The organism is Pseudomonas sp. LB3P31, assembly GCF_054897945.1.
In genome coordinates this window covers 465709-479556 of record NZ_CM142710.1, presented here as the reverse complement: position 1 = coordinate 479556, position 13848 = coordinate 465709, and the positions used below count along the sequence as shown (strand labels likewise).

Below are 13848 nucleotides of genomic sequence, written 5' to 3'. Positions count from 1 at the left end.
TCGAAGTTTGAGTGGCGGAGTCCTGCATGCCAGCGTGGCGCACTATTAGTTTATGGATGGATCAGCTTGATGATCCTTTGACAGCGCGTGCGGCGCTGGAGCAAGACCTGGATGTCGACGTCGCGATCATTGGCGCCGGCTATACCGGGTTGTGGACCGCGTACTACCTGAAGCGCCAGGCCCCCGGCCTGAATATCGCCATCATCGAGGCGCAAACCGCCGGTTTTGGCGCCTCGGGGCGCAACGGTGGCTGGTTGATGGGCAACCTGTTGGGTGAGGATCGGCTGCTGGCAGACCTGTCGCCGGTGCAGCGGCGTGCTTCATTCGATCTGCTGCACAGTATTCCTGATGAAGTGGAGATCGTCCTCGAACGCGAAGGTATCGACTGCGATTACCGCAAGGGAGGCGCGCTCTATTGTGCTGCACGTTATCCGGAGCAGGAAACCAGCTTACGGCGCTATCTGGACGGCCTTTATCAGCAAGGGCTCACCGAAAAGGATTATCGCTGGCTCAGTCCCGAGCAGTTGGCTCAGCAAATCCGCGTGGCCAAGCCCTATGGCGGCATCTATGCGCCCCACGTGGCCACCATTCACCCGGCCAAGTTGGTCCGGGGGCTGGCCCGTACCGTTGAACGCATGGGCGTCAGGATCTACGAAAACAGTCCGGTGACCCATTGGCAGTCAGGATCACTGCGTACGGACAAGGCCCTGGTGCGCAGCCGCTGGATCGTGCCTGCCGTAGAAGGCTACTCCGTCACCTTGCCGCCGCTGGGACGTTATCAGTTGCCGGTGCAAAGCCTGATCGTCGCCACCGAACCACTGTCCGCTGCGACCTGGAACGAAATCGGCCTCAGTCGCGGCCAGGCATTCAGTGAAAGCAGCCGCCAGGTCACTTACGGCCAGCGCACCGCCGACAATCGCCTGGTGTTTGGCGCGCGTGGCGGTTATCAGTTCGCCGGCAAGCTGCGCCACAACTTCGACCTGACTTCCAGCGAAGTGCAGTTGCGCCGCTACCTGTTCGGTGAACTGTTCCCGCAGCTGAAAAATGTGCAGATCACCCACGGTTGGGGCGGCAACCTGGGCATGTCCCGGCGGTTCCAGCCGCACATGTTGTGCGACCGCTCCAGCGGCATCGCCCTATCTGGCGGTTACGGCGGGGAAGGTGTGGGCGCCAGCAACCTGGGCGGTCGCACCCTGGCCGACCTGATCCTGCAACGCGACACCGAGCTGGTCCACCAGCCATGGGTGATGCCCCAAGCCGGGCTTAATGCATTGCGGGCCTGGGAGCCGGAGCCCTGCCGCTGGCTGGGCTACAACGCGATCATCCGCAGCTTCGTCAACGAAGACCAGACCCTGGCCAACCCGGCGACTGCGCCCTGGCGGCGCAAGCTGGCCAGTGGCGTGGCGGGTTTCATGGAAAGTTTCATGCACTGAACAGCGTTATTCATCGACAGGTACTCCCATGAGCATTACGCAATTCAAGAACACTGCAATCCTGGTCCTCGAAGAGTCGAACCCGGTCGCCGTGCCGCTCGGCACGCCAGTGGCGGTGGCCTCGACCACCAGCGTCGAGCGCGACGACGGGGTTGAAACCGGCGTCTGGGAATGCACCCCGGGCCGCTGGCGCCGACAGATCGTTGCCCAGGAGTTCTGCCACTTTATTCAGGGTCGCTGCACCTTCACCCCGGATGATGGCGAAACACTGCACATAGAAGCCGGCGATGCACTGATGTTGCCAGCCAACAGCCTCGGTATCTGGGATATCCAGGAAACCGTGCGCAAGACTTACGTTCTGATTTTCTAATTTTTTGATCTTTTGATTGCCTGCCAAAAACAACAACCCAAACAGGAATCGACTCATGCTCCGAAAGACCCTGACCCTGACCCTGACCCTGGCCCCCCTTGCACTGATCGCGTCGCTCAGCCAGGCGGCCGAGACCGTGAAGATCTACAACTGGTCCGAGTACATTGCGCCCGACACCACGAAGAACTTCCAGAAAGAAACCGGCATCGGCTTTACCTATGACGTATACGACAGCAACGAAACCCTCGATGGCAAGTTGATGACCGGCAAATCCGGGTACGACGTGGTGTTTCCGTCCAACCATTTCATGGCTCGGCAGATTCAGGGCGGGGCACTGAAAAAACTCGACAAGAGCCAGCTGCCGAACTGGAAGAATCTCAATCCAGTGCTACTCAAGGCGCTGCAGACCAACGATCCGGGCAATGAACACGGATTTCCCTATCTATGGGGCAGTACCGGCATCGGCTATAACATCGCCAAGGTCAAGGAGGTGCTGGGCGACAATGCCCCGGTGGATTCCTGGGACTTGATCTTCAAGCCCGAGTACATGGAAAAGCTGCAGAAGTGCGGCGTGGCTATTCTGGATAATGGCCCTGAGCTGCTGCCAGCAGCCCTCAATTACCTCGGCCTGCCGCACCACAGTAAAAATCCGGAAGACTATAAAAAAGCCGAAGCGCTGCTGATCAAGGTGCGGCCTTACGTCAGCTATTTCCACTCGTCCAAATACACCAGCGACCTGGCCAACGGCGACATCTGCGTGGCGGTCGGCTTCTCCGGGGACATCCTGCAGGCGGAGAACCGCGCCAGGGAGGCCAACAATGGCGTCGAGATCGGCTATGCGATTCCCAAGGAAGGCGCAGCGATCTGGTTCGATATGGTCGCCATGCCCGTGGACGCGCCGGACGAGAAGGCCGGCTACGCCTTTATGAACTACCTGCTGCGTCCGGACGTGATGGCCAGCATCAGTAACCACGTACACTACGCCAATGGCAATGAGCAGGCGGACAGCCTGATTGATCCGGCGATCAAGAACGACACCAAGGTGTACCCGAGTGCCGAGATGATGGGCAAATTGTTTGCGCTGGAGGCTATGCCGTTGAACATCGACCGGATTCGCACGCGGGTGTGGAACAAGATCCGGACGGGGAGTTGAGCGATATTTCATTATTCCGTGGCCATTGTTATCGCGCCCAACACAAATAACCTGTCAACTTTGACAGGTTATTTGCGCGCACTTTTCCTGTTTAATAATCACTCCCATTGCCAGCAGATCTCACTGCTGGAGATTATTAAAAGGAACTAGCGATGAGTAATGACGTTTCACCACCTTCCGCGGAGTCTTCTGGTTCGCTCGCTACTGGCAGCATGACGGGTACAATAACTTATTTACATGATTCTCAAGTAGTTGAGTTCAGCGCCCATCAAGTAATCAGGTCCGTTGTCGGTGGGTATACGCAGGTGTTTGCCCAGATGTCTGTGCCCGGACCGGATAATGCTTATAGAATTTATCTCAGATTTCCTGGTAATGAGCCGACTAGCGGTACCTACGCCATTGGTTCAGCCGACATAGCGGTGTTTGTAGATATTGCGAATGACGGTGGGCACCATGCCGCCAATTCGGGACACGTCTTACTGCAAAATCACATCCCAACCAGGACGCTTATAGGTTCGGCCGATTTCAAAACGATCCCGCGGGGCAATATAGAATACGAAATTCAAGTGGTATTTGAGATCTCGGATACCCTGAAAGGGGTTTAACTCACCGCAACTCATGAGTAGGATCGGCGCCAGAGAGCAAACTTAAACATAATCGTTTAATTTGCTCCCCTGCCGCTCATCAATCTTCCTCACGGACCGTAGCGACTTCATCAGCCCGGACTTTCACCTTCGACCCCGAAATATCCTCAAATTCATAAAAACCATCCTTGGTTTCGGTCTTCGGCATGTCCTTGGTCAGATATTGAGTGCCGTTCTGCAAGGTCACCACCGTGGCGGTCGAGCAACCCGCCAGCGCCAGAAGGGCCGCAACAGCCAGCGGCAGACTCAGGGTTTTGATGTTCATATTCACCTCTCGAATTTGAAAAAACGGCGTATCTCTATCGCCGTTGGTGCCGCAGATCGCTGGAAAGTTCGCCAGCCGCTTATCTTTTTCTATTTGCGCCAGACCGACCAGAACTGTTATCTGTACGCATAACCAGTACTCGTTCTGCCATGGCGCCTTTTTCTGTGACTGCTAATCCCCTCGACGATCCGTTCTATTACCTTAACAACTTCATGCAAGTGCTTGATTGGCTTGAGCATCGGTATGCGGACGTGTTGAGCGACGAGGAGCAGCGTTTCATTGGCGAATTCAACCAGCTGCCCCGCGAATCCCGCGCACTACTGGTGCGGCTGGTCATGCGCAAGGGCCTGCATTTTCGCGCCAGCAAATTGCAATACGCGGAAATCGGCGACATCAACCATGCGGCCGCCCACCTGATCACCTTGGGCTGGATAGACGAGCAACACCAGTTGCCCATTGCAGCGCTATTCGCGGTACTGCTCAAAACCGAAGTATTGCAGTGTTTCGGCGCCGCCATTGACCTGCCCAAGGGCAAGAAGAACGATTGGCTGCCAGCCCTGATCGAGCAATACCCCGAGCCGCAGTGCTTCAGCCACTGGTGTGCCGCCCTGAAAGATCGATTGTTCAGCCTGACCATCATGGACCTGTGCGATCGCCTGCGCCTGATGTTTTTCGGCAATCTGTATCAGGACTGGTCGGAGTTCGTCCTGGCCGACCTTGGCATCTTTACCTACGAGAAAATCGAGATCTGCGCTGAGTCCCGCGGCTTGCGCACCCGTGAAGACGTGGACGCCTGTCTGTACCTGCATGACTGCCAGATGCGTTTCGAGGCAGGCGAAGCACTCACGGAAATCGTCGAGCAGATCAACAGTCTCGTGCTGACCAATCCCTGGCTGATAAGACGCCGTGGCAAGTTGATGTTCCAGATGGGCCAACACTGCGAACGCATTGCCGATTTCAGCAACGCAGTGACGCTTTACCGCCACTGCACATACCCCGGCGCGCGAGTCAGGCTGATCCGCGTGCTGGAGCGCTGCGCCGAATATCAGCTGGCTGTCGATTTGGCCCTGTATGCGCAGCACTCGCCAGAGAGCGCCGCCGAAGCGCAACACCTGCTGAGGATACTGCCCAGGCTGCGCCGCAAGCTCGGCGGGCCGCCGATGAAGCGCGCGTCGCCACGAAAAATGCTCCGCCTGGACTTGCAGCTGCCAAGGCTCGATCCCTCTGTATCAGCGCAGGTAATGTCGGTAGAACGCTACGTCCAGGTGCATCTGGCCGAAGCAGCGGCACCGGTGCATTACGTGGAAAACAGCCTGATCAATTCGCTGTTCGGGCTGCTGTGCTGGCCGGCCATTTTCGCCCCTTTGCCCGGGGCATTTTTCCACCCGTTCCAGCGCGGCCCGGCGGATCTGCTCTACGAAGACTTTCATTCCCGTCGCGCCGAGCTGTTCGCAGCGTGCCTGGCGGAGCTGGAAGACGGTCGCTACACGCAGACCATACGCGAGCGCTACGCCAGCAAACGGGGAGTGCAATCGCCGTTCGTATTCTGGGGCGCCTTGAGCGAGGAACTGCTCGACCAGGCGCTGGAATGCCTGCCGGCCGAACACCTCAAGCACTGGTTCAATCGGCTGTTGCTGGACATCAAGGCCAATCGCACGGGCATGCCGGACCTGATCCAGTTCTGGCCGCAGGACAAGACCTACCGCATGATCGAAGTCAAAGGCCCCGGCGATCGCCTGCAGGACAACCAATTGCGCTGGCTGGAGTTCTGCCACGAGCACCAGATGCCGATTGCCGTCTGCTACGTGCAGTGGGCGGAGCAGGGCGCTTGAGCTACAGCATTGCAGTGCGGGCGTTATGCGAGTTCACCGCCAAAGTCGGCGATCTTGACCTGCGCTTCACTCCGTCGCCGACTGCGCTGGAAGGCATCGTCGGCCATCGTACCGTGGCCTCCCGGCGTAGCGAGGGATACCAGAGTGAAGTTGCGCTTGAGGGGCATTACCGAACCCTGCGCGTCAAGGGCAGGGCGGACGGCTACGATCCTGCGCAGAACTGCCTGGAAGAAGTCAAAACCTACCGCGGCGACCTCAGCAAGCAGCCGGCCAACCACCGCCAGTTGCACTGGGCCCAGGCGAAGATCTATGGCTGGCTGATGTGCGAGAAATCCGACCTGCAGCACATCAACCTGGCGCTGGTGTACTTCGACATCGTCAGTGAAAAGGAAACCTGCCTGGTCGAGCGCTTCAGCGCAGCCGAGTTGGCCCAGTTCTTCGAGCACCATTGCCAGCTGTTCCTGCACTGGGCCGAACAGGAAATGGCCCATCGCCAGGCGCGCAACCTTGCTGCCCAAGGCCTGGCATTTCCCCACGCCGGCTTTCGGCCGGGACAGCGGCACCTGGCCGAGTCGGTATTCAAGGCCGTCAGCACCGGTCGTTGCCTGATGGCCCAGGCGCCTACGGGCATTGGCAAGACCGTGGGCACCCTGTTCCCCATGCTCAAGGCGCTGGCGCCGCAGCAACTGGACAAGATCTTCTTCCTGACCGCCAAGACCCCCGGACGCAAACTGGCGCTCGACGCGGCACAGGTGATCATCGACAGTGCGGATGCGCCGCCCCTGCGGGTGCTGGAGATGATCGCCCGGGACAAAGCGTGCGAGCATCCCGACAAGGCCTGCCACGGTGAGTCCTGCCCTCTGGCGCAAGGCTTCTATGATCGCCTGCCGGCGGCCAGGCAAGCGGCCAGCGAGTGGTCCCTGCTGAATCAGGCAGCCCTGCGCGAAGTAGCGCTGCAACACGACGTCTGCCCCTATTACCTGAGCCAGGAAATGGCCCGCTGGGCTGACGTGGTGGTGGCTGACTACAACTACTATTTTGATTTCAGCGCGCTGCTGTTCGGCCTGGCCCAGGCCAACACCTGGCGAGTGGCGGTGCTGGTGGACGAAGCGCACAACCTGGTCGAACGTGGCCGCCAGATGTACAGCGCCACCCTCGATCAAGCGACGTTGAACAGTGTGCGCAAGACGGCGCCCGAGCCGTTGAAAAAGTCGCTGCACAAAGTCCATCGCGAATGGAATGCCCTGCACAATCAGCAACTCGGCGCCTATCAGGCCTACGACCGGGCACCGGAAAAGCTGCTGCAGGCGCTGTTTTCCTGCAGCGCGAGCATTGGCGACTACCTGAACGAGCATCCCCAGGGACTGGACAGCGCCCTGCAGAACTTCTACTTCGACATGCTGCAATTCAGTCGGGTAGCCGAGCTGTTTGATGAACAGTTCCTGTTCGATATCAGCAAGCGCGACCTGGAGCGCAAACACAACCTCTCGACCCTGTGCCTGCGCAATGTGGTGCCTGCGGGTTTCATTCGCCCGCGGCTGACGGCGGCGCGCAGCACCGTGCTGTTTTCCGCGACGCTGAGCCCTCGGCACTACTACGCCGACCTGCTGGGCATGCCGCCGAACACCGTGTGGATCGATGTCGAATCGCCGTTTCATGCCGATCAGCTGCAAGTGCATATCGTCAGCCAGATCTCCACTCGCTTTGTCCACCGCCAGGCGTCACTTGCGCCAATCGTCGAGCTGATGGCCAGGCAGTTCGAGGGACGCCCCGGCAATTATCTCGCATTCTTCAGCAGCTTCGACTACCTGCAGCAGGTCGCACAGTTGCTCGCACAGACCCACCCCCACATCAAGCTGTGGTCACAATCCCGTGGCATGGCGGAAGGGCAGCGCCAGGATTTTCTCGATCAGTTCACCCCCGACAGCCGCGGCATCGGTTTCGCAGTGCTGGGTGGTGCGTTTGGCGAGGGCATCGACTTGCCGGGTGCACGTCTGATCGGCGCGTTCATTGCCACCCTCGGCCTGGCGCAGTTGAACCCGGTAAACGAACAGTTGAAGCATCGGATGTCGGCGATTTTTGGTGCCGGGTATGACTACACTTACCTGTATCCCGGGGTGCAGAAAGTGGTCCAGGCGGCGGGGCGCGTGATTCGCACTCAGCAGGATCAAGGCGTCGTCATGCTGATCGATGATCGCTTCGGTGACAGCAAGGTCAAACAGCTGCTGCCAAGCTGGTGGGCAGTGCACCCGGCCCCCTGTTTCACTGGACCATAGCTGCCATCACCATTGCAGCTTTTCAAATTCGCCACATGTCCCATACTCTCGAAAACCAAATTCACGTGAGGGTTGAATGAGCGAGGATCGGAGGAAGGCCGGCGCGATCGAGGAGAAGCGCTTACGCTTGCTGATCGATGCGGTGATCGATTACGCGATCTACATGCTTGATCCCGACGGCATCATTGCCAGCTGGAACGCCGGGGCCAAGCGCTTCAAGGGTTATGAAGAGGCGGAGATCCTCGGTCAGCATTTCTCGCGTTTCTACACCGAGGCCGATCGGCTTGCCGGCATGCCTCAGCGCGCGCTGGACACGGCAAAACGCGAAGGGCGCTTCGAGGGCGAAGGCTGGCGGGTGCGCAAGGACGGCTCACGGTTCTGGTGCCATGTGGTGATCGATCCGATCCGCGACGCTGACGGCCAATTGCTCGGCTTCGCCAAGATTACCCGCGACCTCACCGACCGCAAGATGGCCGAGGAAACCCTCAAGCAGAGCGAACAACAGTTCCGTCTGCTGGTGCAGAGCGTCACCGACTACGCGATCTACATGCTCGACCCCCAGGGTCGCCTGACCAATTGGAACACCGGAGCCCAGCGCATCAAGGGCTACACGCCTGAAGAGGTGGTCGGCCAGCACTTTTCGATGTTCTATACCCCCGAAGATCGCGCCGCCGGTGAGCCGCAACGGGCGCTGGACACCGCGATACGCGAAGGCCGGTTCGAAAACAAGGCCTGGCGACTGCGCAAAGACGGTACGCAGTTCATGGCGCATGTGGTGGTCGACCCGATCTGGGGCGAGACCGGAACCCTGCTGGGGTTCGCCAAGATCACTCGCGACATCACCGAGGCGACCAATACCCAGCGCGCCTTGGAAGAGACCCGCGAGGCGTTGTTCCAGGCGCAGAAGATGCAGGCCATCGGCCAACTCAGCGGCGGTATCGCTCACGACTTCAACAACCTGCTGACAGTGATCCTTGGCAACCTGGAGATCATTCGCAAGCGCGCGGAAAACGAGCCGAGAATCACCCGCCTGGTGGACAACGCAACCCAGGGTGCCTTGCGGGGCGTGTCACTGACCCAGCGCATGCTCGCATTTGCCAGGCGTCAGGAACTGAAAACCGAAGCCGTGCAGGTGCCGGAGATGGTGCAGGGGATCAGCGGGTTGCTGCGCAGCGCCCTGGGGCCGGCCGTGCGCCTGGAAACGCAGTTCCCGCCAGGGCTTGAGCCTGCCCTGGCCGACCTCAACCAGCTTGAGCTGGCGGTGATGAACCTGGTGACCAATGCCCGGGATGCGATGCCCAAGGGCGGGAAAATCCTCATCAGTGCCCAGTCGGTGGAGATCCATGCGAAATCTACCTTGTCCCTGGCAGCCGGGCGGTATATCTGCCTGAGCGTCGTCGACTCCGGCGAAGGCATGGACGACGCCACGCTGGCCTCGGCGATGGACCCGTTCTTCACCACCAAAGGGCTGGGTAAAGGCACGGGTCTGGGGTTATCGATGGTGCATGGGTTTATCGAGCAGTTGGGCGGCCGTTTCATCCTCAAGAGCCAGAAGGACAAGGGCACCACGGCCGAATTGTGGTTGCCGGTGGCCTCCGCCGACAGGACCAGCCAACCGTTGGCCGATAGCGCGCCACCCGCGCCGGTTTCCCGCTTGTGCGTGCTGGTGGTGGACGATGACAGCCTGGTCCTGACCAGTACCTGCCTGCTGCTCGAAGACCTCGGCCATAAAGTCGTTGGTGCCAGTTCGGGAGCGAAAGCGCTGGAACTGTTCAGCGGCGACCAGGCGTTCGACCTGGTGATTACCGACATGGCCATGCCGCACATGAGCGGCGCGCAACTGGCCCATGCCATCCAGGTGATCAGCCCCGCGATGCCCATCGTACTCGCCACTGGTTACGCCGAGCGGCTGGAAGGTTTCGCAGCCAATCTGCCGCGGCTGTCCAAACCGTTCAATCAACTGAACCTGGTGGAGATCATCGCTTCGACCCTGAAGTAACGGGGCAGGGTGTTGGTCCGTAACTGGCGCCCGGCTTGAAACCCGGCTGAACTTGTCCTCAGCCGGATCTTCTAACCGTTTTTACTACCCTGCGTGACACCCGTGCCCAGAATACTCACCGAAGCCCCGGCTGAAGAAGCCTTGACCGAACACAATGCCAAGATGTTCGGCTCACCCAAGGAGCGTCTGGATTTCTATCGGCGGGAAATTCAGTACGAAACCAGCATCCTGGCCAACCGCACAGATGCCTACCTGGCCGCGCAGTCGTTTCTGGTAATCGCATTTGCGTCCTGCATGGCCAACCTGAACCCTGAGTGGGGCAAGTTGTTTACCCTGGTGGTACCAGCGTTTCTGGCGCTTCTGGGATTACTGAGCTCCCTGAATGCCTGGCCGGGCATTCGGGCGGCATACGACATCATCGATCACTGGCATTTCAAGCAGAGCGAACTGCTGGCCAGTGAACCGTTGATGGGCCTGGCGTACGATGAGTCGCCCTTGTTTGCCGAGATGGAGTCCACGCACAAGGGATACCGCAAATCCTTGCTGTTTTCGGTTAGAACTCCGTGGATTTTTGCGACGTTTTGGGTGTTGTTGGGGAGTTATGCGGTGTTTATTCAGGTGACGAATCCCGGGGGATGAGTCAGGGCTATCCGCATTCATGCGGCGTGCATGAGTCGGCAGATAGGGCCATGCAGATCGCGGCAAGGAATACCTGCCTGTAGCAGCGAGCTCTACCGAAATCGTTGCCCAAAAATCAATTTTTTCGCTTCTTGCGCTGTTCGTACCGAGCAAGGATCGGCTGGGTACTGATGCCATGGGCAAGGATGCTCAGTGCTACAACCGACAACGTCAGATTGGTGCACAGCGTCGCCACGGTCGGGCTCAGGCCGTGGTTCAAGGCGTAGAACAGGTAGTACAGGCTGCCGATCCCGCGAATCCCGAACCAGCCTATCAACAGGCGTTGCCGACCCTCCAGTAGTCCGCCCCAAGGCATGGCGAGCACACTCAGCGGTCGAATCACCAGAAACAGCACCGCGCCGATCAGCAGTGCTCGCCAGTCCCAGTGCGCGACCAGCACCACGCCCAGCAACGTCACCAGGAACACTTCCATGGCGCGCTCCACCAGCCCGCCAAAAGCGAGCATGTCGCCCATCATGATGCCGGCGGCCACCTGGGTGTCTTCGAGATTGTCGGTGTCCCCATGCACCGCGTGCTGCGGATCGACGTGCTGATGGCCCACGACCGGCTGCACCAGATGTTCGGCGGGAACCGGGGCGTCACCGGTGGATTTCACCTCTTCCTGGCGCAAACCCAGGCCGGCGGCGAACACCGAGAGGAAACCGTAGGCGTTTACCCACTCGGCGCCGACATACGCCAGGGCGATCAGGGCCAGGGCCAGGTAATCGTTGGGGGAGAGGGTGCTGTCTTCGTTGGCAATGCGCATGGACAAGGTCAGCCGGCCGATGCCGCGGCCCATCCAATAGCCGATCAGCAATCCCGCCGGCACGGCCCAGAGCATCCGGTCCAGGGCCCACTCGCCAAGCCACCCCGGGTGGGCGTCCTGTTGCAGCAGGAGCAAACCCAGAATCACGAACGGAAAAGCCACTCCGTCGTTCAGGCCAGCTTCGCCGGACAGGCCGAACCGCACGCTGTCATCGTCCCTGGCGTCGTTGACCTGCACCAATGACGCCAGCACCGGGTCGGTTGGAGCCAGGATCGAGCCAATCAGCACTGAAACGCCCCACGGCAACTGAAAACCGAAATGCAGCAGCAAACAGACGCCAGCAATGCTCAGCATCATGACCGGGCCGGCCAGTCCAATCGCCACCCGCCAGTTTTTCTGTTTAAAGGGCGCGCGCAGTTTCAAGCCGCAGACGAACAGCGAAAACAACACTGCAACTTCAGTCAGGTGTTCCATCCAGACGGAGGCATCGTCGACGTCGAGCTTCAGCACGCCCAAACCCGTAGGGCCGATGGCGATGCCTAGCACCAGACACACGGCCGAGGTAGTGACCGGCATCCAGCGCAGGTATGACGAGGTCAACGCCAGCGTCAGCAGCACCGCACCGAGAACGGCCACCCATATCGTAAAACTCATGTTTGTGTCCCGCAGGAGGGTCGCCGTGATAACACGCACAGAATGATCGAGTGCCCTACAGGTATGGAGCCGGTGGAGGGTCTCGGGTTCATTTTTTCCAGTTGATACGGGCGATGCGCACGCCACGTGGTGTCTGGCCCACCCCCATCACTGGCGGGCCGCTCCCACACAGGCAATCGATGGTGTAAGCTCTCGGGTTCTTCGGATTCGACCCTTTGCGAGCCCTATGCCGTCGCTTTTCAAACGCTCCCTGCTGCCCAAACTGCGCAGTTTCCCGCTGACCGCCGAGGCCGTCACCATCCTCCCGGGCGCCGCCGAGTTTCGTCGCTGCCTGCTGGAGCAAATCGCCAGCGCCACTCGCCGAATCTACATCGTCGCGCTGTACTTGCAGCAGGATGAAGCCGGCCAGGAAATCCTCGATGCCTTGCATGCCGCCAAACTGGCGCGTCCGGAACTGGACGTGGTGGTGGTCGTCGATTGGCTGCGCGCCCAGCGTGGCCTGATCGGTGCTGGCAAGCAGCCTGGCAACTCGGCGTGGTACCAGGAAGCGACCCGCACCCATGCCAGCGAAGTGCCGGTGTATGGCGTGCCGGTGCAGAGCCGTGAGCTGTTTGGCGTGTTGCACCTGAAAGGGTTTGTGATCGATGACTGCGTGATCTACAGCGGCGCCAGTCTGAACAACGTCTACCTGCATAAATTCGACAAGTACCGCTACGACCGCTATCACCTGCTGCACAACCGTGACCTGGCCGACTCGATGCAGCACCTGGTGCAGCACGGGCTGATCGCCTCCAAGGCGGTGAACCGCCTGGACCTGCCCAATCTGCCGACCACCCGCAGCTTGCGTAACGACATCGGCGACTTGCGCAGTCGCCTCAAGCACGCGGCCTATGACACCACCAGCGGCACCACGGACAAAACTGGGCTTTCGGTGAGCCCGCTGCTGGGCGTGGGCAAGAACAATCCGCTGAGCCGGGTGATCTGCGAGTTGATCGCCAGCACCCAGCAGCAGTTGACCATCTGCACGCCGTATTTCAACCTGCCGCTGGCCGTGACCCGGGAAATCAACCGGGCATTGGCGCGGGGTGTGAAGATCGACATCGTGGTCGGCGACAAGACTGCCAACGATTTCTACATTCCACCCAGCGAGCCGTTCAGGGTGATTGCGGCGTTGCCGTACTTGTACGAGATCAGCCTGCGTCGTTTCGCCAAACGCCATCAACGCTTTATCGACAGCGGCCAGTTAAACCTGCACCTGTGGAAGGACGGCGACAACACCTACCACCTCAAGGGCATGTGGGTCGATCAGCGTTACACCTTGCTCACCGGCAATAACCTGAACCCGCGGGCCTTCCGTCTTGATCTGGAAAACGCCTTGCTGATCGATGATCCCAAGGGCGAGCTGCTGGAACCACGCCGGGTCGAGCTAGGACAGATTTTCCAACACACCACACGTATTGGCCGCTATCAGGACCTGGAAACGCTGCTGGAATACCCCGCCGCGGTGGCCAAGTTTCTCAAGCGAGTGAGTCGAGTGCGCATTGAACGGTTGCTGTACCGGATCCTCTAATACCCCCCTGTAGGAGTGAGCCTGCTCGCGATGAGGCTCGCCCAACCGCCGCCGCAACCCAATTCGACAATTACCTGAGCGTAAGCTGAACAGATCAAAAGATCGCAGCCTTCGGCAGCTCCAACGGGGAAATGCATCCCAAACCGTAGGAGCTGCCGAAGGCTGCGATCTTTTGATCTTCCCGAGCTAACATGCCCACCACTCATGA

At 59.7% G+C, this 13848-nt stretch carries 11 protein-coding genes; 9 read left to right on the top strand and 2 right to left on the bottom strand.

Features of this window, described 5'->3' with window-relative positions:
• Positions 1–26: 26 nt before the first annotated feature.
• The 4 genes from ACYZTK_RS02050 to ACYZTK_RS02035 all read left to right on the top strand — a co-directional run bounded on the left by ACYZTK_RS02050 (position 27) and on the right by ACYZTK_RS02035 (position 3561).
• On the top strand, positions 27–1433 hold the full coding sequence (locus ACYZTK_RS02050) for an NAD(P)/FAD-dependent oxidoreductase (protein ID WP_462012894.1): 1407 nt from the start codon (positions 27–29) through the stop codon (positions 1431–1433).
• A 28-nt stretch (positions 1434–1461) separates the two neighbouring features.
• The gene (locus ACYZTK_RS02045) at positions 1462–1803 is read left to right on the top strand and encodes a cupin domain-containing protein (RefSeq protein WP_462012893.1); all 342 of its coding nucleotides are present in this window, start codon (positions 1462–1464) and stop codon (positions 1801–1803) included.
• A gap of 55 nt (positions 1804–1858) precedes the next feature.
• Entirely contained in the window at positions 1859–2956 is a 1098-nt protein-coding gene (locus tag ACYZTK_RS02040) for a polyamine ABC transporter substrate-binding protein (RefSeq protein WP_462012892.1), read from the top strand.
• Positions 2957–3108: 152 nt separating this feature from the next.
• Positions 3109–3561 (top strand): hypothetical protein, encoded by a 453-nt coding sequence (locus ACYZTK_RS02035; protein ID WP_462012891.1) that lies wholly within the window; start codon positions 3109–3111, stop codon positions 3559–3561.
• 79 nt (positions 3562–3640) lie between these two features.
• On the opposite strand, the gene ACYZTK_RS02030 is transcribed toward ACYZTK_RS02035, so the two are convergent.
• A complete protein-coding gene (locus ACYZTK_RS02030; protein WP_462012890.1) occupies positions 3641–3865 on the bottom strand; it encodes a YgdI/YgdR family lipoprotein in 225 nt (74 codons plus the stop codon).
• A gap of 149 nt (positions 3866–4014) precedes the next feature.
• Here ACYZTK_RS02030 and ACYZTK_RS02025 point away from each other — a divergent pair, with 149 nt between their 5' ends.
• The 4 genes from ACYZTK_RS02025 (at position 4015) to ACYZTK_RS02010 (ending at position 10611) form a co-directional block, all read left to right on the top strand.
• Complete coding sequence (locus ACYZTK_RS02025) at positions 4015–5697, top strand: VRR-NUC domain-containing protein (RefSeq protein WP_462012889.1); 1683 nt, start codon at positions 4015–4017, stop codon at positions 5695–5697.
• Positions 5694–7973: an ATP-dependent DNA helicase gene (locus ACYZTK_RS02020; protein ID WP_462012888.1), complete on the top strand. Its 2280-nt coding sequence runs from the start codon at positions 5694–5696 to the stop codon at positions 7971–7973. The genes ACYZTK_RS02025 and ACYZTK_RS02020 overlap by 4 nt, the downstream gene beginning before the upstream one ends.
• A gap of 76 nt (positions 7974–8049) precedes the next feature.
• On the top strand, positions 8050–9972 hold the full coding sequence (locus ACYZTK_RS02015) for a hybrid sensor histidine kinase/response regulator (protein ID WP_462012887.1): 1923 nt from the start codon (positions 8050–8052) through the stop codon (positions 9970–9972).
• Positions 9973–10074: 102 nt separating this feature from the next.
• Positions 10075–10611, top strand: a complete 537-nt coding sequence (locus ACYZTK_RS02010) for a hypothetical protein (RefSeq protein ID WP_462012886.1) — start codon at positions 10075–10077, stop codon at positions 10609–10611.
• A 115-nt stretch (positions 10612–10726) separates the two neighbouring features.
• Here the strand turns inward: ACYZTK_RS02010 and ACYZTK_RS02005 are convergent, their stop codons facing one another.
• Positions 10727–12070: a cation:proton antiporter gene (locus ACYZTK_RS02005; RefSeq protein ID WP_462012885.1), complete on the bottom strand. Its 1344-nt coding sequence runs from the start codon at positions 12068–12070 to the stop codon at positions 10727–10729.
• A 226-nt stretch (positions 12071–12296) separates the two neighbouring features.
• On the opposite strand from ACYZTK_RS02005, the gene pssA reads away from it, so the two are divergent.
• Complete coding sequence (gene pssA / locus ACYZTK_RS02000; protein WP_462012884.1) at positions 12297–13640, top strand: CDP-diacylglycerol--serine O-phosphatidyltransferase; 1344 nt, start codon at positions 12297–12299, stop codon at positions 13638–13640.
• Positions 13641–13848: the final 208 nt, after the last annotated feature.